We start from the raw sequence: 21,647 nt of genomic DNA, 5'->3' as shown, positions 1-21,647 counted from the left end.
CCCTCTTAATATCTCGGATAGGGATAAAAGGTGCTTTCTTCTAGGCCAATCTTGCCTTCTTCAAAAACTTCTTGGTTCCAGACGATCTCAAAGCTCTCTGCTTCTTCGTCTGCTAAGAAATCCATGAGCTCATCCAAGGCCAACTCAGCTGTATCTCGGAGGAAAGTCGCAAAATAGGCTAGAAACTCACGAGACAAGCCTTTTTTAGGCTCATAAGGAATCGCCGTTAAATAGGCATCTTCTTCCACATGAGACTTGGCTGGATTGTAGAAGAGCACGGCTTCTTCAAAGAAAATATCCTCATCAGACTCTTCACCGGCTTCATCAACCAGTGCAACCCCGCCTGTGTTTTGCGCTTCCAAGAGAAAAGCCACTTCTACCGCATGGTTTTTCTTATCCCAATTGATCTCAAAATCAAAGGGAAAAACCTTGTCCATCTCCTCTTCTAAAACATCCAAAAATCCGTATTTAGACATAGCGTCCTCTTTCTAATTTCCCACTCTTAGAGCGGAATATGATACAATAGTTACTACAATCTTACCATAAAAACCGTCTCTTTGAAAGGAGACAAAGCTAGAAAGGAGAAGGAAATGCCCGACAATCTCGCACTCCGTATGCGACCACGAACGATCGATCAAGTCATCGGTCAACAGCACCTGGTTGGAGAAGGCAAAATCATTCGTCGCATGGTCGAGGCCAATCGTCTGTCCTCTATGATTCTCTATGGACCTCCGGGGATCGGAAAGACCAGTATTGCTTCTGCGATCGCAGGAACGACCAAGTATGCTTTTCGGACCTTTAATGCAACAGTTGACAGTAAAAAACGCCTACAAGAAATTGCAGAGGAGGCCAAATTTTCTGGTGGCTTGGTCCTGCTCTTGGACGAGATCCATCGCCTCGATAAAACTAAACAAGATTTTCTCCTGCCTTTGCTCGAAAGTGGTCTGGTCATCATGATCGGTGCAACGACTGAAAATCCCTTTTTCTCTGTCACACCCGCTATTCGTAGCCGCGTACAAATCTTTGAGCTGGAACCGTTGACGACGGAGGAGGTCAAGCAAGCTCTAAAAACGGCGCTGGACGATCCCGACCGTGGCTTTGATTTTCCAGTCGTGCTCGATGAGGACGCTTTGGATTTCATCGCTACCTCAACCAATGGAGATCTTCGCTCTGCCTTTAATTCTCTCGATCTGGCGGTGCTGTCGACCTCTGAAAATGCAGAAGGAATTCGCCATATTACGCTAGAGATCATGGAAAACAGTCTCCAGCGCAGCTACATCACCATGGACAAAGATGGAGACGGCCACTACGACGTGCTCTCTGCTCTGCAAAAATCTATCCGTGGTTCGGATGTCGATGCTAGTCTCCACTATGCAGCTCGTTTGATCGAAGCCGGAGATCTACCCAGCCTAGCTCGTCGCTTGACTGTCATCGCTTATGAGGATATCGGTCTGGCCAATCCAGATGCGCAGATTCATACCGTGACAGCGTTACAAGCAGCTGAGCGCATCGGCTTTCCTGAGGCCCGCATTCTCATCGCCAACATCGTCATCGATCTAGCCCTTTCGCCGAAATCCAACTCAGCCTACGTTGCCATGGACAAGGCGCTGGCTGATCTTAGAAGTTCTGGCAACCTTCCTATTCCTCGCCACCTCCGCGATGGTCATTATGCTGGAAGCAAGGAACTGGGAAATGCGCAAAACTATAAATACCCTCACAACTACCCTGGCAACTGGGTCAATCAGGACTACTTGCCAGACAAGCTCAAACACGCTTCCTACTTTATTCCCAATGAAAATGGCAAGTACGAGCGTGCTCTCGGAGCCACCAAGGAGAAGATTGATCAATTTAAGAAAAAGTGACATCGGTTTCAAAAAATTGAGATTTTTCCTTGAAATATTTTCAAAATGTGGTATCATATACATATAGAAACGCTGTGGTGTACGACTTCACACTTAAGTGTTGACCGACTATTTTTTGTATTATTAGGGAAACAAAAGACTTCTGGCAGTATGCAGGCCGTTTCACGCGGAAGCAGCTAAGTCAGAGCGAGTTGCCCACCTGCTTAATTGCGCGGGTTCAATACAAATCGTGAAGTATCGGCACCAATACAGCTTTTTATATTTGCCTCCTTAGCTCAGTTGGTAGAGCAGTAGACTCTTAATCTATGGGTCACAGGTTCGAGCCCTGTAGGGGGCATCTACATACAACAGGAAAAAGCCTTGATTTACAAGGCTTTTTTGTTTGTCTATAACTGATTTGCCCCATCATTTGCCCCACATTTTTTTATGAGCAATCTTTCCAGACATCTCTGACTACGAAAAACAAAAAAGCTATCCTACCTTTGCAAATTTAGATAAGATAGCAGAATATTTTAATGCAACTCCAACCCAACTCTTTGGAACGAGTAAAGAGATTGAGTTAGAAAAGAGTGTTCTTGAATCTAATGAATACTCTGATAAAGTAAGTGAAATCTTAAAAGCTGTCAAATACATCGAGCATTTCCTACATACTGATGGACAGTACTTAGAGGATTTACTTTACCTAACAAGAGGCAACCAACTATACACAGAAGATGGAAAAGAGTTGTATATTGATCCAACTTCTCAGAAAAGAACACTTCATACCCAATATGAACCTGATTTTATTGAAGCAAGAGATAAATCTCCACTAGAGCTCTTAATTGAAAATAAGGAGCTATTAGATTAAATAAAAAAAGCGAGGATATCCTCGCTTTTCTATTGTAAAATCTTATTCTTCATTATCAATCATCAAACACTCTGCCTGTGAGTTGGTACATGAGGTAAATGTGCTCCAAGATTTTGACAATTCGCGTCACATGAAGTTATTTAAGCATATCCTTTTCTCTCATTACCATTTTCTGTTATAATAAATTGTACTTCTAGAATAGAAAGGACTTAAGATGACAACTCTTATTAAACATAAACGTGTAGAATTTTCAGAACTATTTTATGACCTAGTGTTTGTTTTTGCAATTTCAAAAGCAACTGCTTTAATTCACCCTCTTCATGACGGTGTTGTGGCTTGGGATTCTTTACTTGATTTCTTCATCTCTGTCATGGTTATCATCAATTCCTGGATGATTCAAACCATTTATACCAATCGCTATGGAACAAACTCGTTATTTAATATGGTAATCATGTTTACCAACATGGGACTTATGCTCTTTATATCCAATATGATTGGATACAATTGGCAACAATGGTTCTATTATACCTGTTGGGCTGTTGGTACATTAACCCTTACCTTATTTTTTCAATATTTGGTTGAGTTTTTTAGAGAATCAACCGATAATACTGATCGGGAAAGCATCAAAGGTTTTCTATGGTTAACAGGTCTACAAAGTTTAGGAGTCTATCTGGCAGCTCTTTTCCCTATTTACGTTGGAGTCTATATCTTTATTGCTAGTATTCTGCTAACATTTATTGTGCCAATTTTCTTGATGACTAAAGATGAGCATTTCCAGGTAAATCTTCCCCATTTAATCGAGCGCGTCTCCCTTCTTGTCATCATTACGTTTGGAGAGATGGTTATTGGGCTAGTTAACTTCTTTACAGTTGAGAATTTCTCTATATATTCGGTTCTTAATTTCGTTATCATGCTTTCTCTGTTCTTGTTTTATTTTGGTGAATTTGACCATGCTATTGACGAAGAATCCAATCAAAAGGGAGTATTTATAATTTATAGTCACTATCCTATTTTCATTGGGCTTATGTTGATGACAGTTTCGATGGGTTATCTCCTGAATCCCGAGGCTAATCTTCTCGTTGCAATCAGCTTCTTTTATATCGGAATTGGCCTCTTCCAAGCTGCTGTCCTAGCAAATGGGCCCTATAACAAAAACTATCTTCGCTATCCGAGAAGTTACTACTGTGTCCAAGCGACACTCTATCTGGCTGCCTTGATTCTCTCTTTGGTTTTCGCTTCGAATCCTACAATAGTGCTGAGTATTGCAACCATCTTCGCTCTAGCTATAGCCATTCATTTTATTTATTTTTATGTGACACAGAATAAAAAATATTCCAAATCTAACTGGGGGTTCTTTTAATGAGTTTATAACATAAAAAAGCTTTGGGAACCAAGGCTTTTTTTCATTAATTTGTTTTTCCATTTTATCCTCCAATTTGATCTCGCACTGACATTTATTTATAACAAAACTATATATCTAGAATAGCATAATCATTAGGTATTATAGGTTTTCAAACAAAATACGAGACATTCGTTTTTGCCCCACTTTTGCCCCATTTTTAAATCCTGACATTGAAAACACCTAAAAGTATTTCCCTAAAATCAGCTATATTTCAACATTTTTGTTTATTTTCAATATGAAAAGTTCTTACAAATTCATGCAGGGGGCATCTAAATCAACAGGAAAAAGCCTTGATTACAAGGCTTTTTTGTTTATTTAAAACAAGTGGATTTGTACCACCTCTTCTGTATAAACTAGAAAATATACCTATACTTTCATTCAGAGATTATAATACGATAATTTAAAAAACTATCTGCGAGTAAACTACATTTTAAAAATTAGCTAACTAAAGAATAGGTCTTGCTTTATCTTTTAAATCTTAGTATTATAGATTTAAAACTTTAGGAATAAGCCTATGAACTGGTAAATAAAATTCCTGTATTCCAATTTATCGTGATGCTAACAAGTCACGTAATAATTTTCTAAAAGAAAGATATAAAATGAACGATAGTATCTTAATTTCAAATCTTACCAAAAAATTTAAAGACAAAACAGCACTCAAGGAAATCAGTTTCTCAATAAGTAGTGGAGAAATATTTGGTTTTTTAGGACCATCTGGTGCTGGCAAAACTACGACAATAAATATTTTAACCGGTCAGTTGCCACCTGATGGAGGAGAGGTTAAAATCTTAGGAAAAGATTGCACCCAATTAACCTCTGACGACTTTTTAAAATTGGGAATTATGAGTGATAATGTGGGTTTCTATGATAGACTGTCTCTGTACGATAATCTTTTATTTTTTGCTAAATTCCACAATGTAGAAATAGCATATCTAGATCATTTATTAAAGCGATTGAAGTTATATGATGATCGATTTAATAAAGCAGAGAAGTTATCAACTGGAATGAAACAACGAATGTTGTTAATTCGGGCGATTCTACATTCACCAAAAGTAATTTTTTTAGATGAACCAACTTCTGGAATGGATCCAACCCTATCTCAAATCGTTCATGAACTACTACTAGAAATTAAAAACTCTGGGGCAACTATTTTTTTAACAACTCATAACATGGATGAGGCGACCAAATTATGTGATTCAATCGCTTTGCTTCATGAAGGAAAAATCGTTGAACAAGGTTCGCCTCGGGAGATTATTGATAAGTACAGTCAGACTGATAAGGTTAAAATAAGCTATTTTGATGGAAGAGAGATAATTGTTCCTAAAGAGGAAGCTTATAAGTATCTAGGAGAGAATACTAAAACAATCAATACTCTAGAAACAAGCCTTGAGAGTATCTTTATTCAATTAACAGGAGACAAATTATAATATGCTTAATCGATTTTTTAGTTTGTTATGGTTACGGTATAGATACCTTCTTCATAACAAAATAATTCTATTTGTATGTGTATTCACACCAATAGTCGACTTCTCACTTTTAAACTTTGTGCCAGACGTTCGTGGTTCAGTCTTTTTAATGAGTATGGCGATTATTACCATCTATAGCCTGACTGCTGGAACTTTTACTACACTAATCATCAGCGAAGAAAAAGATAAAAAGAATTTAAGAACATTGATTTTAACAGGTGTCAAAACTCCAGAGTATATTTTTTCTACAATCTTATTTCCATTTCTATTTTCAATTATAGGTGTTTGGGTGATGCCTATTACTTTTGGTATCTCAATACCTAATCTTGCTCTATATTCATTAATAACCTTCCTTACGATACTTTGTTTTATATTGGTCAACTTTGCGATAGCTTTGTTCTGTAAAAATCAAACACAAGCCTCTGCCGTGAGCCTAATATTCTATCTTGTCATTATGACTCTCCCTATGTTTTCGAGCATAAATAAATTTGCTAAATTATTAACAGATTTTTCTCTATTAGGAGCGCATAATCAATATTTTAATGATATCTCTGCCTTCAATCTTTATAATATACAAATTTTAACATTGTTACTTTGGATCATGTTAATGTCCGCACTTGTATATACGGGATTCGTCTGGAATAAGAAACATTGAGATGATGTAAGCAATTAATCGAGCCTAGGTTACTGATAAAATAATTTTTGACACACTTTTGCCCCATTTTTAAATCATGACATTGAAAATACTTAAAAGTATTTCCCTAAAATCACTTATATTTCAATATTTTTAATTACTATCAGTATGAAAATTCTTTCCAAATCCATGCAGGGGGCATCAAACTTCAACAGTAAAAGCCTTGGTTTACAAGGCTTTTTTGCTTGTCTCAAAAGTATTTGGCTCATATTTTTATATACTATAATGTAGCGTACGAAGTTAGAACATCCTGCATCATTGTTATTCCATTTAAAATAAAAAAGCACCTTTGAACCCTAGCAAACATTTGACAGTTCTTGCCTGAATCCGCTATGATAAGGGTACTTGAAATTTCAAGTTTTCGTTGCATCTTAAATGTAAGGGGTCCAAAATGAAGATCTATTATTCAAAATATATCGGATATGGCTCTCTGGCTTTTGCCTGTGCGCTCTTTGTCCACTTAGCTTTTTTATCGATCCTAGGTTTTGAGGGGTTTCCAAAAATCACTTTTATCACTCTCATTCAGATCCTTTTATTTTTGATTGCGATCTATGCAACCATTGCTGGGATCAAAAGACTGACCAGTCGTCAGATCGCCTTTGAGCTGACTTCTGATGGGATTCATGCTTATCAGGGAGTGATTCTGACAAAAGACATCTTTATCCCCAAGGAAGATTTGGTAAGTGCAGCTTATAAAGAGGTCGATGTTAGTGACCCAGATCACCAGAATAGTAAGAGTTATTTTATCGAATTTCAACTGAGGGACAATACAGCACTAGAAAATCTCTCAAAATCGAATGTCATCATTAACACAGAGCACCATACCGTAAAACTCTTCGTAAATCTTTGTAAATTTAAGGAAGAAGATTGGCAAGATCTGTCCAAGTACTTGACGGACGAATACCGAATAACCGTTTTATAGCAAAGAAAAGAGAGTGGGACAGAAATCGGTAATTCGTTAGAATTCGATTTCGTCGTCCCACCTCCGCACAGTTGAGTAGGGCTGTAAAAGCTGATGAAATCAGCGTAGTAGAGCCCACTCAACCACTGCGTCTTGCTCGACAATCCAAAAATAATTGAGAGGCTAGGACTTTTGTCCCAGCCTCTTTTTAACTTCTCTTAGTTCCCCATTTTCCCTTTGGGTACGAGCAGATAGAAAAATAGCAAATTCAATCCAAATACGGCAACAAAGAGCGCTAATTGGGTAACATCAATCGTTTGTTTCTCAGTCAAATCTTGGATCAGCTTTGTATAATAATAGCCTGGGAAAGCCCGTTGTAGCTTGCCAACCAAGTCCATAAATCCTCCACTTGCGCCAAGCGTATCAAAGGGAATAATGGTCATGGCGGCCAAAATAATGACAGGAAAGCCAATGGTATCAATCGTCTTAGCATCTACCCTGACCCCAAGAACAAAGCCAATCACGCTAAAGTAGATCCCCATAAAGGATAAGAGGAAAAATTGTACCAAAAGGCTAGTCGTCACTGGAAAGTGAAAACCTAGAACAGCAACTACTAGCACTGCTAAAAAGATCAAGCTGTTCAAAATCAGTTGTACGATGCTTTGATCCCATAAATAGTTTTTGACACTATAGCTTGTAAAGTGGGATTCAAAAGAATAAAAACCGATATCTGAGGCGATTCGCTTACTAAAGGTTGCAAGGCTATTGCCAATGACCCCGATAAATACGGCAATACCTAATAAAATACTTGGTGAAACCCCTTTTTGAAGCTGATAAAAGAAGATATACCAGCCTATGGGTAAAATAATGGTGAATAATACAAAGCGCTTATTTCGTAAAACTTGTTTTAATTGAATCTTTTTCATGCTTGTTCCCTTCCTTTATTCATCTCTTCTCGGAAATACTGCTCAATGGTTTGACCAGCCTGGTGAATGTCCTCAACAGCCTTTGTTGCAGCAATTCGACCCTCTTTTAAAATCAGGACTTTTGTAAAAAAGGCATCAATTTGGTTAAAATCATGGGTCACCACAACAGATGTAAACTCTTGCTGCTCCAGCAATTTCCAAAAATTATCCACTGCTTCCAAGTCCATGCCAGTCGTCGGCTCATCTAAAAAAATCAATTTTGGATGATTCAAAATAGTTAACAACAAGGACAAGCGCCTCTTTTGACCACCAGAAAGACTTCCCACCATCTGCTCTCTTGATTCTCTCAATTCAACCATTTCTAAGAGTCCATTGATATCAGCCTGCTTCTGCTGATTCATCCGGCTTTTTAATTCGACAAATTCAGCAAGGGTTAAATCATCGATGAGCAGATCCCCCTGGGGCATCATCCCAATTTCCCTTTGAAAATCAAGCGAAGTCTTTATCGTCCCCGAATCGGCCTGGAGCTGCCCAGCGATAATGTTGAACAGGGTGCTTTTTCCTGCTCCATTATTTCCCAGCAAGGCAATTTTGTCTCCTTCTTCTATCGAAAAAGACACTCCCTTTAATACAGCTTTCTCCTTAAATGATTTTGTAATAGATGCTACCTGAAACATACGATCCCTCTTTTCTTATTGATCTTGTGTACAGTATACTTCAAAGGGACAGTCTTTGTGGCTCTCTGTCAGAATCGGTCAAAAAATCGTCGCGAATGGTCAAAAAAGAGGCTGGGACAAAAGTCCTAGCCTCTCAATTATTTTTGATTGTCGAGCAAGACGCAGTGGTTGAGTGGGCTCTACTACGCTGATTTCATCAGCTTTTACAGCCCTACTCAACTGTGCGGAGGTGGGACGACGAAATCGAATTCTAACGAATTACCGATTTCTGTCCCACTCTCTCTTCCATTATTCCTTCCAAAAGGTCAGGCTCTGAGTAAATCGGTAGTTTGAACTCTTGGTAGACACTGTCGTTTTGGGATACTTTTCCAGTAATTGTTGGATCTTGTACAAGCCAAGACCGCGACCCTCTCCTTTACTCGAGTAGTCTTTTTCAAAAATTCTCGCCAGATCTATTTTTTCAGCTTTTGTACTATTTTCAACTATTAAGATGAGGGAGTTCGTCTCCTGAAGCATGGCAAGAGTCAGCTGGGGGTCCTCTGATTCAAGACTCGCTTCGATAGCATTGTCACAAAGGATGGATAAGAAGGTGATGAAATCTAAAACCTCGATGAATAAATCACGAACAGGTTCATCGATCTCGACAGAGATCCCAATCCCTTTATTTTGAGCTTCCAATAATTTTGCGGACAGAACACTTTTTACAGCTGGATTTTCTATGTGACTGAGTTTGGCAATATCAAACTTACTATTGTAAAATTACTGGCCACTCTCTCGAAGAACATTCTCATAGACTTCCCTGATCGCATTGAGGTCTTCGTGCTCAATACTTAATTTGAGACTGGTTAAAATATTCAGGTAATCATGACGAAAGGCACGAATCTCCCCGTAGAGCATTTCGACGTGTTGGCTATAGGTGGCTAACTCCTGCAGTTGCCTATCTTTTTGTTCCAGAATCTCTTGTTTCAATCGTTCTTTGGACACTGCATTGAAATACAAGAGCATCACAAAAAACAAAATCAAATAAATACTATTTAACTGTTTCCGCAAAGCATCTGCATGCGGAATAATATCCTCAAAAACCACCAGACCTACAACACTGAGCAAATACACAAACATGGAAAGATCCATTGGGAGTAAGAAACGATTAAAATACTGCCGTTGAAATCCTACTTTTAGATCTGTAAAATCTAGTTTTAACAATTTAGTGATTCCTATATAAACAGGAAAGACCAGCAATTCAAGTAGAGCATCATACCAGCTGACAGATGCCTCATGAACAAGTACGATCCCTAGCATTGGAAAGACATAAAAGGCTAGGAGGCGCCCAATGAGACTCTCCATGACAACCGGGTAGAGCCCGTAAAAAATATTCAAAAGGTGTCGTATGTTACGATTTCGATAGAAACTATAGGCAATAAATACTAAGAAATAGCCAAAAAAGCCTACCGGTGGCACAAGGGTAAAGATAATTGCAAAGAAGAAGGGGCACAAAAAGAGCCAGCGCAAGGTGAACTCTTGTCTACTGATATGACGATAGATCAGCATGCTGACGAAGAACTTTAGGTAAGACATTAGAATATCTAACAGCAATTCTTTCTCCCTTCTATTTTTTCAAAGCTTCCAGTAAGCCTCTGTACTTGGTCCGTGAGATCAAGCAATTGTCCCCATTTTCAAAAAAAGCTTTCTTGGCTTCTTTATCAATCTTCGTAATATTTTGCGGATTCACCACAAAGGAGCGGTGGCACCGATACAAGCGGGGATCTGCTTTTTCGATATCGGCAATACTAGCGTAAAATTCCAAGCGCTCTTCCTGGGTGTGTAAAATGACCTTGTGAATGGTTGGGGACGTTTCAACATACAAAATCTTATTAAAAGGAACTTGTACACGCGCCATCGCACTCTCAAATGTAAAGGCATCTTGCGCAATCGTGGTCCCAGCTTGCTCCAAGGTATAATCGATGGCTGAGCTGATTCTCTCTTTGAACTCTTCCTCACCCAGCGTTTTATCGATAAAATCCAAGGCAGCCACTTTGTACTGAAAGGTAATGGGCATAAATTCAGAGTGAGTGGTGACAAAGACAATGGTCGCATGGGGATCTTTCTTACGAATCTCTTTTGAGATCTCCAGCCCCTTTTTCTCCTCACCTTTAATCTCGATATCTAAAAAGAATAGGTGATGGGCGCCTCTCTCTGTGATAGCATCCAGCAACTGGCTTGACTTCCCAAACACTTCTGGCGCTTTGCATTGCAAGGATTTTTGACGGATGAGATCCTGCAAGACCGCTTCGATACGCGATTGTTGGATCCATTCATCTTCTAACACAAAAATCTTCAACAAAGTCCTCACTCCTTCCCCTCTACGAATATGTTCTATTTTACCATAAATGATGGCTGCTGAGCTACTCTTTCAAAAGAGACTCAAAAGGCCTTCTATCTTTTTTCCTTAACAAAAAAACTCTCCCGGAGGAATCCGGAAGAGCTTGCGCAAGGGGAATTTGAAAAATATTTTTTAATATGAAAAAGGTCGATAAAATCTACGCTATGTTCAAACTCTCATTTTACTAACAGCGATATTACGATCAAGTTTTATTGTCAATAGACATGTATGTGGGAAGTTCTCCCCTTGCAACAATGTAGACCTGTGATCTACTCTTACTAGTATACACTAGAATTATTACAAAATCAGTTAATTTGTATTGCAATTTGTTGGCAAATACTCCTCTGCCTGAAAATACCGCAAACACTGGATTCCCAAGCATCTACGCAAGTCCTCTTTAATTAGTATTTATCATTTTTGTTACAAAATTTAAAATAAAAATATTATTCCATAACAAATGAAAATCCCAAAGCACGATAAAAAGAGGCTGGGACAAAAGTCCTAGCCTCTCAATTGTTTTTGGATTGTCGAGCAAGACACAGTGGTTGAGTGGGCTCTACTACGCTGATTTTATCATCTTTTACAGCCCTACTCAACTGTGCGGAGGTGGGACGACGAAATCGAATTCTAACGAATTATCGATTTCTGTCCCACTCTCTTTGAGCTAGTAAGACGATTAGCCAGACCGCACAATAGTGGCTGGCGTCCAATGATGAGAGGCAAAGCCTCAATCGTGTAACAGTTACTACAGAAAATAAAGAAGGCCGATAACGCCTTCTTTATTTTCTTAGTAAGACACTTCGGCAAGGCACCATGGTGCTTGCCGTAGCCTAATGAGGTGCTTTAGCACCCATTAGGCTACGTGTCTTACATCATCCCGCCCATCATGCTTGGATCCATTCCTGGTCCTGCTGGGGCTGCTGGTTCTGGTTTGTTGGCTACGACTGCTTCGGTTGTCAAGATCAGACTCGCTACGGAAGCAGCGTTTTGAAGGGCTGAACGGCTCACTTTAACTGGGTCGATGATTCCTGCATCAATCATTTTCACCCATTCACCTGTTGCAGCATTGAAACCTGTTCCGACTTCGGCATTTTTCAAGCGATCAATCACAATAGATCCTTCGTAACCGGCATTGTGGGCAATTTGGCGCACAGGTTCTTCCAAAGCACGAAGAACGATATTGCGTCCGGTCGCTTCATCTCCTTCCAACTCAAGGGCTGCGACTGCAGAGATGACATTGACAAGAGCTGTACCACCTCCGGCAACGATCCCTTCTTCAACGGCTGCGCGAGTCGCATTAAGGGCATCTTCGATACGGAGCTTCATTTCTTTCAATTCTGTTTCTGTTGCAGCACCAACCTTGATTACGGCAACACCACCAGACAATTTAGCCAAACGTTCTTGTAATTTTTCACGGTCAAATTCAGATGTTGTAGTTTCGATTTGTGACTTGATAACAGCCACACGGTTAGCGATCGCTTCTGGGTTACCAGAACCTTCGACAATGACAGTACTGTCTTTATCGACTGAAACTTTAGCTGCTTGACCAAGTGCTTCAATGGTTGCATCTTTCAATTCCAAACCAAGATCGTCTGTAATGACTGTACCACCTGTCAAGATGGCAATGTCTTCTAGCATGGCTTTGCGGCGATCTCCAAATCCTGGTGCCTTGACAGCTACGACATTAAAGGTACCGCGGATCTTGTTCAAGACAAGTGTTGGAAGAGCTTCGCCATCGACATCATCTGCGATGATCAAGAGTGGACGGTTGCTTTGAAGAATGCTTTCCAACAATGGCAAGATTTCTTGGATATTTGAAATCTTCTTGTCAGTGATCAAAATGTATGGATTTTCAAGGTCTGCCACCATCTTTTCATTGTCAGTGACCATGTATTGTGAGAGGTAACCACGGTCAAATTGCATTCCTTCAACAACTTCCAGTTCTGTCTCCATTCCACGTGACTCTTCAATCGTGATAACCCCATCTTTGCCAACTTTTTCCATGGCTTCAGAGATGTACTCACCGACTTTTTCAGAACGAGAAGACACAGCAGCTACTTGAGCAATCGCTTCCTTGCTTGATACTGGGATCGCATTGTTTTTCAAAGCTTCTACTGCTGTTGCAACAGCAGTCTCAATCCCACGACGGATGCCAATTGGGTTAGCACCTGCAGTGACGTTTTTGATCCCTTCACGGACGATGGCTTGAGTCAAGACCGTTGCGGTCGTTGTACCGTCACCTGCGATATCATTAGTCTTAGAAGCAACTTCTGACACCAATTTAGCACCCATATTTTCAAAATGGTCTTCCAATTCGATTTCTTTGGCGATGGTCACCCCGTCATTTGTGATCAATGGAGAACCAAATGATTTTTCAAGAACCACATTGCGTCCTTTAGGGCCCAACGTAACTTTCACTGTATCTGCTAAGACATCGACACCACGGACCATTGCAGAACGTGCATCAGATGAAAATTTAATATCTTTTGCCATTTCTCTTACCTCTTTCTTCTCTTACTCTACAATTGCAAGAATGTTTGCTGTTCCAACGATGGTGTAGGTTTCTTCCCCATCTTTAACTTCAATTCCTGCATGGCTTTCAACCAAAACGTGGTCTCCTGCTTTTACAGCTGGAGCAATGAGTTCGCCACTTAGGGTACGCACACCTTCGCCAACGGCCACTACTTCAGCTGTTTTTGTATCGGCCTTGCTCGCACCTGCGAGAACAAAACCTCCAACAGTCTGTTCTTTTTCTTCTACTTTTAAGACCACACGGTCTCCTAATGGTTTTAACATATTCATTCCTCCATACGAGTTTTTTAGCACTCTCTATACGTAAGTGCTAACTTATGTTTCTATTGTATCACTTGGTCAGAAATAGTCAAGAAAAAAACACCTCAAAAATAGATGAGATGTTTCTATAATTTCAATTTAAAATTGTCAATTTTTGATTGAAATCATCGATCACTTTTTGAAGATTGATCCGCCCGCGGTAGATGCCATATCCAAAAACAATCATGCCTAAAATTCCAACCAAGGCTAGTAAAATCCCGAGGATCAAGAGTGGGAGGAAACTTTTGTGAAAGAGATAGATCAATACCACACCAATACTGGCAATGATAAAGAGTAAGCTGAACCAACGACCAAGGTTTTCAAGCATGTGGCGTTGGTAGTTGATTTCTGTTTCATATCCATTGACAAGTTCTTGTTTTGTAACCATGGGATTCCTCCTGATAAAAATTGAGAATGAAGTGCAAGTAAAGGAGGTCCATTCACTTCATTCTCAAAAACTCCTACTAGCAAATTCGTTTTTCTTTACCTTAGTATTTAAGATGTGGGTCAAAGATACCAAGGGCAACACCGATCAAAGCAACTACAACGAGAAGTAACATAACTTTGTTTGGTGAAATTTTTTTCTTAGACATCAACCACCAGCAAAGAGTGATGAATGCTGCTGTCAAGAGACCTGGATAAACACCATCGATCTTTTCTTGAATGTTCAAGAAGACTTTTCCTTCAGAATTCTTGAATTGAAGGGCTGTTGTAACAGATACCCAAGTAGCTGCTACGGCACCGATAACCATACCACCGACAACGCTGATCGCTTTACGAAGAGCTTGTCCTTTTGGTCCTACAAGGAATTCAACGGCTTTATCCCCTAATTGGTAACCTTTGAAGAAGGCAAAGCGCATACCAAAGTAGACTAAGAGGTTCCATACGACGATGTAGAAGAGAGCACCAGCGACGTTACCACCTTTAGAAAGTCCAAGGGCAATCCCTAAGAGAACTGGGATCAAGGTACCAACGACCAATGAGTCACCAATACCAGCAATTGGTCCCATCAAACCGGCACGCATACCGTTGATGGTTTCGCCATCTACTGCATCTCCGTTTGCACGCGCTTCTTCCAAACCAGCTGTGATCCCTACAACAAGAGATCCAAGTTGTGGTTCAGTGTTGAAGAAGGCCGTATAGGTTTGCATAGCATCCTTTTGTTCTTCTTTTGTGTCATACATTTCTTCTACGATTGGAAGCATAGAAGTCAAGTACCCGAAGGTTTGCATATGTTCTTGAGAGAAACAAGTCAAATGACCATAATACCAATGATGGAATGCTTTTGCTAATGTTTTCTTTGAAATTTTCTTTCTATCAGCCATTTTAAATATCCTCCTCATCATCGTCTAGATCTACCGCTCCAGCAGGAGCAGCTTTCATCGATTTGATCACTTCAAGTTCATAGTAGATTACTGCAAAGATTAATGAAACAACAGCACTGGATACCAAGTTCAATCCGAGAGATTTTGCCAAGGTAAATCCAACAAAGAATGGAATGAAGTCAGTTGCTTCTGTAACAATTTGTTTCAACAAGATGGCAATACCGACACATGGGAGAAGAGCACCGACTGTAAAGAGGGCTTTCATCCAGTAACCATCCATAGGAAGGTATTGTTTCATCAAATCAACCATGTTTTCACCGTATTTGGTGATAATCATTGTTGGAAGGAAAGAGAAGAGGAAGTGAGAGATCCAAGGGTAAACCCAGTCAACTGCGTAGAGTTTTTTGAAGTTTCCTTCTTCAACGGCTTTCCAACCAATGTGTTGCCATACCAAGTTCATAGTAGCGGTACCGTAGAAAAGAACTGTACCGATTGTCCCAACGGCTGCACCGATTGGAGCTGCAGCTGCGGCGATTCCAGCTTCATCTGTGATGTTATTAGCATGCACAAACAAGATAGCAAGAGGAACACCGATATAAGAGATGGCACGAACATCGGCAGATACGGTACCACCAGGTGTTACCAAGGCGATATAAACGACTTGAAGGGCAACCCCGACCATAATACCAGTTGTCACATCTCCAAGAATTAAACCTGAAATCAACCCACCGATCAAAGGACGACCGAGTGTATAGTTCCCGATACTGGAACCTCCCATACCAGGCATTGAAGACAAGCTGGCGAAAATACCAAGCAAGATTGCTTGAATCCATGAAATTGTCATAACAAACGCTCCTTTTGTTTGTAAATTTATTTACCTAACAGATAGGACTGTTAGTTTTAAAAACCAAATTTTGATTTGAAATCATCCCAATACCCGATAGAAACATCTGGCAACAATTGGAATTTCACCTTGTAGCCTGCTGCTTGAATGGCTTGGAAGGCTTCTGCTTCTTCCTGAGTGATGGATTGGTTATTTCCCAATTTCACAGCTCCAGGACGATCATTTGCAGGGCCAACAATGATTTCTTTGACATCACCTGGGACAAACCCTTGGTCGACCAAAATTTCCTTCATATCGATTGGATTTTTGGTGATCAAGAAGTAACGACTATCTGATTCTGTTACTTTTGCTGATTTTTCCTTAAAGGCTTCCTTTGTCCATACAAAGGTTTTCTTGTCTGATGCGCCTTTGTAAGCTTGAATCAAAACCTTGTTTGATGCTGCTGCATCGTTTACGGCAATCAAACCATCACATGGTTTTTCCTTTGCCCAGCGTGTGACTGTCTGACCGTGAATCATGCGGTCATCAATCCGTACAAATGTTACTACCATAAGGTACCTCCCTATTAAATATCGTCATCATCTTCTTCAGCACCAGTGGCTGAAACTTCAAAAGGCTGTAGTGCAGATCGTGCTTCTGATAAGATGGTGGCTGACAAATCGTCTCCATCCAACACATCCTTCATCACAACTGCCGTCAAGGCCATGGTGAGGTTCATCCCACCAAGGATCAAGGCTCCATCGAGCTTTCCAGCTTCTTCTAGAACCGTGGCTGCAGTGGTTAATGGACTACCACCTACGATATCTGCCAAGACCAAAACAGAATCATCAGCTGTCAATCCTGAAATGCTCTCTCTGAAATCAACTGCGAAGTCATCGACCGATTTTCCTTCTTTGAGTCCAACTGCGATGACTTGATCCATCTTATCGCCAGCAAACATGGCTAGTGATGTCTTTAGACCTTCTGCCAGTCCACCATGACTGACCAAAACGAGGTATTTCATTTTTCTACGCCTCCTTTATTTGACTCTATTGTAGACTATTTGAAAGCGTTTTTACATTGTCAAATGTCACATTCCCAATATGACATTTAGCAATAAAAAAATGACATCTGTCACTTGACAAAATGCCATCTTATTTTACTCTAAACTCCTACCTGTAGGCTACTTTCAATCTCCCTCTGAATTTGAGGCAAGCGGTTCTCGACATCCTGATCGCGCAAGGCATTGCCAATCAAGTAGTCTAGCTTTTCTAACACCTCTTTTGAGACATTTTTCGGACTACTTTCAACAGCTTGTTCCATGATGCGGTTCAAGGTCTGATTGGTCAAGGAATCTGTTCCAAAATCATCCACCTGCAAAAGGTCTTTACTAGAGCGACTCTTGACTACCTGTGGCATGACAGAGATCCCTTGGGATTGGGCAAAGAGAGTTTGTTGAATTTCTGGATCCTCTGTTAAGAGTTGCATCAATTCCCAAGCCAACTTGGAATGAGAACTTCGAGCCGACATAGCAAAAGAAGTCGTCGTGACCAAGGTTGCCTTGGTCGATTTTGACTTAGCCGGCATCGGGATACAGGTCCAAGTGAAGTTTGAATATTTAGAAACGTGGTAGGGATAAGGTTTATAGGTCCGATATTGGGCCAAGGTCATAGGATAGAAAGCAACTTTCCCCTGGTCAAAATCTTTAGAGCTCACCTTGTAATTTTTATTTAGATCTTCCAATTTTTGCAGAAAAGTCAAAGACTCTTTCACCTCTGGAGCTGTCAGTTTGAGCATACCACCTTGGAAGAGATGACCTCCATTTGCCGCCAAGGCTTCTTTCCAGGTGTATTCTGTACTTCCAAATCGGTCCAATTGCCCATCTCCATTGGTATCCTTGGTTAGTTTCTTGCAAATCGTATAGAACTCTTCAAGGGTCCAGCCTTCTTTGGGAACCGCGATGCCTTCTTTATCCAAGAGATCTTTATTGACACACATCAAAATCGGATTGCTTTCATAAGGTAAGGCATAGGTTTGCCCCTGATAGACACCGGATTCAAAGGCAACGGGATAAAAGGCAGCTTGGTCTTTTCGATCCATATAACCATTTAACTTCTCGAGCACGCCACGCGCAGCTAATAAGGAAAGATCTTGCTCAGAGACCATAAACACATCCGGCGTCTTTCCTGAGACAATCTTTTCAGAGAGCCAGTCTGAATAATCTGACTGCGGAATCCCGTTTTCATACTCTACACGGACGTGGGGATGGGATTTTTCAAATTTTTGAATCGCACGATCCAAGGCATGGGAACGTTGACTGGTCGGCACATCCCAGCTAGAACCTGCATAAACGCCGATATGGAGGACGGTCGGTTGCTGTTTCCACCAATAAAAACCTGCGCTCGCACAGAGCGCAACAAGGAGACCGATCCCCCAACAAAGATGCTTTCGCTTCAATTTCATTCTGTATTTCCTTTAGAAAAATCACGTCTCGTCACTCCTGTTTGGACTGACCAGATCGCCAATTGCGTTCGATCTCGTAGGTTTAATTTCGCCAAAATCGTTGATAGGTAATTGCGCACGGTTCCTTCTGACAAGAAAAGTTTGGCCGCAATTTCTTTATTGGACTCTCCATAGCCGACTTCTTGGATAATGCGCCATTCCGTCGTGCTCAAATCCTTGACATTGTCCTCATCTACAGCAATAGAGAAGTTGGTTTTGGCCATTTGTGAGAAAATTTGAAAGACTTTACTAGCGATATTCGGGTTGATCATGGCTCCGCCTTGATACACCACCTTAATCGCTTCATAGAGTTCCTCTGTCGAGGCTCCCTTTAAAAGATAACCTGAAGCACCCTACTTGAGTGCACTATAGATAAATTCATCATCATCAAAGGTCGTTAAAATAATAATTTTGATATCCGGATAGTGCTCTTTGACTTCTTTTGTCGCCAAAACCCCATCCATGCCTGGCATCCGAATATCCATTAAGATCAGGTCAGGATGTGTCTGTGGAATGCTCGACAAGACGTGATTTCCATCTTCCACTGTGGCCACCACTTCGATATCGGGGTGGGCTGACAAAATAATTTTCAGAGATTCTCGAATCAAGGCCTGGTCATCTGCCACCATTACTTTTATCACCATCTCTATCTCCCTTCTTTATATTTCGGTAAACTGACGCGCGTGAAAAATCCATCGCGACTTTCAAATTGAAGCTGTCCTCCTAGGATGGAAATACGCTCCATCATCTGCTTGAGCCCATAGCCATAGGTCAAGGTTTCAAATCCAACCCCATTGTCCTGCAACTCAATCAGGTAATTTTCTTTATCCTCAAAAAAATGAAGGCTCATCTGACTGGCATGACCGTGGCGAACCGCATTGGTCATAGACTCTTGGATCACACGAAAGATCGTATCTTCAATCATGACGTCCATATCGACATCGACCCATTCATAGTGTAAATCAACCTGCAAGTTGGAAAGCGTCTGGTACTCGCGGATCATCTTTTCCAAAGCATCTTTGAGGGTTCGTCCCTCAAGGGCACCTGGACGGAGGCGGTTGAGAGAGCCCCTCACATCCTGGATCCCTTCACGGACAACTTCTGATACACTTTTTACCTGCTCTTTTGCCCGATTGGGATCGATATCAATCAAGACCCCAACAGCATCTAAGCCGGCCGAGATCCCTGTTAGCGCGTGTCCCAAGGTATCGTGAATTTCCCGAGCAATCCGCTTGCGCTCCCGATCTTCTGCAATCTTCTCAGACAAGGCCATATAGTTGTTCAACTCCGTATTGACCTTCGAAACCATGGCCAACTCTTCTTCTACTTCGTGGTTTTCCGCAAGAACATTCATAATATAGAACAAAAGTGAAATAATGAAGAGCACCATATTCAAGGCATAGAGGGAATTCTTCAAGAAAAAGGCCAGAATCCGAATAGAGGCAGGATAAAAATGAATATAGACATCAAGAGAAGGTATCGGAAAGAAAAGCGAAAAGACGTCTGAATTGGTCACAAGAAGCATCAAGAAACTCACTAGGATAAAGGCAAACCAATACTTGCGGTCTCGCTTGGTATTCAACTCTTTGGAACCATAGAAGATATCCGCAAAAACCAATAGAATAAGCCCGTTATAAGCTACATTTTGGACCCACATCAAGAGCAACATCAGGAGGATCTCCAGAATGTTCCACTTATCAAAAATGGACCATCGACTCGTTTGAGACCGGTAACGACTCATGGAGATCAAGGCAATTCCAGCAAATAAGAGCGCAGACAACCAAAAAGTTGTCGAAGGCGCAAAAGGAATACGCTCTAAGCGTTCTACTAATAGAGAAGCTTGCCGTTGGGCAATGATATAGTTGGTTGCTTGAAGATAGATGATACTGTTGAGCATCACAGCGATAAAATTTACGACCATCAGGATGGCTAAACTGTATCTCACACCTCTAAATTTTCTCATTACTGCCACCCATTCACATCAAAGTGATCGATGTTTTCCTTTGTCATCATTTGAACCGGAATGGTTATCTCTTTTTGGTAGCTTTTCCCAGCCGTCATATCTTGGATGACCTCCATCACGCGGTCTCCCATCTTCAACGGAGACTGGGCAACGGTTCCCACGACATCATCTGTCGAGTGTAGCAAGGCTTTCATATCTGGTGAGCCATCGATCCCATAAATCGCAATGGGATGAGTGATTCCTTGCTCCTTGATCGCTGCTAAAGCTCCTATAGCCGAGCGGTCATTTAGGGCAACTAGTGTATCGACATTCCCCCCTGACTGCAAGAACTTACGGACAGCCGGCATGGCGATCTCCGTCTGACCTTTGGTTTCTAGTTCAGAGATAATCTCATAAGAGCCATGTCCTTTGATGGTATCCTTAAATCCCTGAATCCGCGTATCTGCCGAAACAGTCCCTTTGTGCTCCAAGAGAAGGATCCGAGCATTTGAAGAGCGTTTCGTCAGCTCTTTCGCAATCAAGACTCCTGCTTGGTAGTTATCAGAGACAATGCTGGCATCCGGCTTAAAATGCTTGAGCTGGGTATCAACTGCAATGATCTTAATTCCTTGTTTTCTAGCTTTTTTAAGAGCTCTTAAAATGGGCTGACTATCCCCTTTAACCGGATTAATCACAATCACATTTACCTTTTGAGCGCAAAAATCATCGATCTGCTGGCTCTGCCTTTTTTCGTCCAATTCTGGATCTCGAACAGATACAAGAGCCCCTCTCTCATCAGCAATCCGACTAATTTCCAAATGAATACTTTTATAGAACTCATTGTTCATGGTCATATAGGTGACACCGATCTTGGTCTGATCCTTGATGCTACTGGTTTGACAAACGGCATAGATCCACAAGAGGATGCAGGCCACCGGAATCACCAGTAGAACCCGTTTTATCAGCCATTTTAACAGTTCTTTTCTTTCTTCTTTCCCCTTCAAACTCCGTTCCTTTTCTGAAAATTTTGAATATATATTACTTTATTTTACTACTTTTTCAAGAAAA

General features: G+C 40.9%; 22 protein-coding genes, 1 tRNA gene, 1 other RNA gene and 1 pseudogene. 8 read left to right on the top strand and 17 right to left on the bottom strand.

The annotated features are described in order from the left end of the window. Window positions 1-5: 5 nt before the first annotated feature. Window positions 6-476, bottom strand: coding sequence for a DUF3013 family protein (locus TZ97_RS00490; RefSeq protein WP_045759019.1), 471 nt, complete (start codon window positions 474-476; stop codon window positions 6-8). 114 nt (window positions 477-590) lie between these two features. Here TZ97_RS00490 and TZ97_RS00485 point away from each other — a divergent pair, with 114 nt between their 5' ends. The 8 genes from TZ97_RS00485 (at window position 591) to TZ97_RS00460 (ending at window position 7,193) form a co-directional block, all read left to right on the top strand. After that, a complete protein-coding gene (locus TZ97_RS00485) occupies window positions 591-1,862 on the top strand; it encodes a replication-associated recombination protein A (RefSeq protein WP_037608262.1) in 1,272 nt (423 codons plus the stop codon). 66 nt (window positions 1,863-1,928) lie between these two features. After that, a non-coding RNA gene (ssrS, locus tag TZ97_RS10080) (6S RNA) lies at window positions 1,929-2,121 on the top strand. Window positions 2,122-2,126: 5 nt separating this feature from the next. Beyond that, window positions 2,127-2,199: transfer RNA gene (locus TZ97_RS00480), tRNA-Lys, on the top strand. A gap of 96 nt (window positions 2,200-2,295) precedes the next feature. After that, window positions 2,296-2,709 carry a helix-turn-helix domain-containing protein gene (locus tag TZ97_RS10075; protein WP_080934794.1) on the top strand — a complete coding sequence of 138 codons (414 nt, stop codon included), beginning with the start codon at window positions 2,296-2,298 and terminating at the stop codon, window positions 2,707-2,709. A gap of 214 nt (window positions 2,710-2,923) precedes the next feature. Next, on the top strand, window positions 2,924-4,069 hold the full coding sequence (locus TZ97_RS00475) for a low temperature requirement protein A (RefSeq protein ID WP_045759018.1): 1,146 nt from the start codon (window positions 2,924-2,926) through the stop codon (window positions 4,067-4,069). 641 nt (window positions 4,070-4,710) lie between these two features. Continuing rightward, on the top strand, window positions 4,711-5,538 hold the full coding sequence (locus tag TZ97_RS00470; RefSeq protein ID WP_045759017.1) for an ABC transporter ATP-binding protein: 828 nt from the start codon (window positions 4,711-4,713) through the stop codon (window positions 5,536-5,538). Window position 5,539: 1 nt separating this feature from the next. Continuing rightward, the gene (locus tag TZ97_RS00465; RefSeq protein ID WP_045759016.1) at window positions 5,540-6,232 is read left to right on the top strand and encodes an ABC transporter permease; all 693 of its coding nucleotides are present in this window, start codon (window positions 5,540-5,542) and stop codon (window positions 6,230-6,232) included. A 430-nt stretch (window positions 6,233-6,662) separates the two neighbouring features. Then, entirely contained in the window at window positions 6,663-7,193 is a 531-nt protein-coding gene (locus tag TZ97_RS00460) for a hypothetical protein (RefSeq protein WP_045759015.1), read from the top strand. Window positions 7,194-7,390: 197 nt separating this feature from the next. On the opposite strand, the gene TZ97_RS00455 is transcribed toward TZ97_RS00460, so the two are convergent. From TZ97_RS00455 to TZ97_RS00380, 16 genes and pseudogenes are all read right to left on the bottom strand, one after another. After that, window positions 7,391-8,098 carry a hypothetical protein gene (locus TZ97_RS00455; RefSeq protein ID WP_045759014.1) on the bottom strand — a complete coding sequence of 236 codons (708 nt, stop codon included), beginning with the start codon at window positions 8,096-8,098 and terminating at the stop codon, window positions 7,391-7,393. Further along, the gene (locus TZ97_RS00450) at window positions 8,095-8,775 is read right to left on the bottom strand and encodes an ABC transporter ATP-binding protein (RefSeq protein WP_045759013.1); all 681 of its coding nucleotides are present in this window, start codon (window positions 8,773-8,775) and stop codon (window positions 8,095-8,097) included. Before TZ97_RS00450 ends, TZ97_RS00455 begins: the two co-directional genes overlap by 4 nt. Window positions 8,776-9,063: 288 nt before the next feature. Beyond that, window positions 9,064-9,453, bottom strand: coding sequence for a GHKL domain-containing protein (locus tag TZ97_RS10870; protein ID WP_235287872.1), 390 nt, complete (start codon window positions 9,451-9,453; stop codon window positions 9,064-9,066). Window positions 9,454-9,534: 81 nt separating this feature from the next. Next, entirely contained in the window at window positions 9,535-10,350 is an 816-nt protein-coding gene (locus TZ97_RS10865) for a sensor histidine kinase (RefSeq protein WP_235287870.1), read from the bottom strand. 31 nt (window positions 10,351-10,381) lie between these two features. Beyond that, entirely contained in the window at window positions 10,382-11,116 is a 735-nt protein-coding gene (locus TZ97_RS00440; RefSeq protein ID WP_045759012.1) for a response regulator transcription factor, read from the bottom strand. A 906-nt stretch (window positions 11,117-12,022) separates the two neighbouring features. Continuing rightward, the gene (gene groL / locus TZ97_RS00430) at window positions 12,023-13,648 is read right to left on the bottom strand and encodes a chaperonin GroEL (protein ID WP_045759010.1); all 1,626 of its coding nucleotides are present in this window, start codon (window positions 13,646-13,648) and stop codon (window positions 12,023-12,025) included. A 21-nt stretch (window positions 13,649-13,669) separates the two neighbouring features. Next, window positions 13,670-13,951, bottom strand: coding sequence for a co-chaperone GroES (gene groES, locus TZ97_RS00425; RefSeq protein ID WP_024055367.1), 282 nt, complete (start codon window positions 13,949-13,951; stop codon window positions 13,670-13,672). Window positions 13,952-14,081: 130 nt separating this feature from the next. Then, entirely contained in the window at window positions 14,082-14,375 is a 294-nt protein-coding gene (locus TZ97_RS00420) for a hypothetical protein (RefSeq protein ID WP_003013750.1), read from the bottom strand. Between the two features lie 100 nt (window positions 14,376-14,475). Beyond that, window positions 14,476-15,330, bottom strand: coding sequence for a PTS system mannose/fructose/sorbose family transporter subunit IID (locus TZ97_RS00415; protein WP_037585172.1), 855 nt, complete (start codon window positions 15,328-15,330; stop codon window positions 14,476-14,478). Then, window positions 15,314-16,156, bottom strand: a complete 843-nt coding sequence (locus TZ97_RS00410) for a PTS mannose/fructose/sorbose/N-acetylgalactosamine transporter subunit IIC (RefSeq protein ID WP_003019182.1) — start codon at window positions 16,154-16,156, stop codon at window positions 15,314-15,316. The genes TZ97_RS00415 and TZ97_RS00410 overlap by 17 nt, the downstream gene beginning before the upstream one ends. 56 nt (window positions 16,157-16,212) lie before the next feature. After that, window positions 16,213-16,707 carry a PTS system mannose/fructose/N-acetylgalactosamine-transporter subunit IIB gene (locus tag TZ97_RS00405; protein ID WP_000261775.1) on the bottom strand — a complete coding sequence of 165 codons (495 nt, stop codon included), beginning with the start codon at window positions 16,705-16,707 and terminating at the stop codon, window positions 16,213-16,215. Between the two features lie 14 nt (window positions 16,708-16,721). Beyond that, complete coding sequence (locus TZ97_RS00400) at window positions 16,722-17,159, bottom strand: PTS sugar transporter subunit IIA (RefSeq protein WP_031572670.1); 438 nt, start codon at window positions 17,157-17,159, stop codon at window positions 16,722-16,724. Window positions 17,160-17,299: 140 nt separating this feature from the next. After that, a complete protein-coding gene (locus TZ97_RS00395; protein ID WP_045759009.1) occupies window positions 17,300-18,598 on the bottom strand; it encodes an ABC transporter substrate-binding protein in 1,299 nt (432 codons plus the stop codon). Beyond that, window positions 18,595-19,278 (bottom strand): annotated as a pseudogene (locus TZ97_RS00390) (response regulator transcription factor). The gene TZ97_RS00395 and the pseudogene TZ97_RS00390 overlap by 4 nt, the downstream one beginning before the upstream one ends. Before the next feature lie 5 nt (window positions 19,279-19,283). Next, window positions 19,284-20,600, bottom strand: coding sequence for a sensor histidine kinase (locus TZ97_RS00385; protein WP_045759008.1), 1,317 nt, complete (start codon window positions 20,598-20,600; stop codon window positions 19,284-19,286). After that, window positions 20,600-21,583 carry a substrate-binding domain-containing protein gene (locus TZ97_RS00380; protein ID WP_045759007.1) on the bottom strand — a complete coding sequence of 328 codons (984 nt, stop codon included), beginning with the start codon at window positions 21,581-21,583 and terminating at the stop codon, window positions 20,600-20,602. Before TZ97_RS00380 ends, TZ97_RS00385 begins: the two co-directional genes overlap by 1 nt. Window positions 21,584-21,647 lie beyond the last annotated feature (64 nt).

It is taken from the genome of Streptococcus parasanguinis (assembly GCF_000963275.1).
In the GTDB taxonomy this organism is placed as follows: domain Bacteria; phylum Bacillota; class Bacilli; order Lactobacillales; family Streptococcaceae; genus Streptococcus; species Streptococcus parasanguinis_B.
This window is presented reverse-complemented; position numbering and strand designations above follow the sequence as displayed.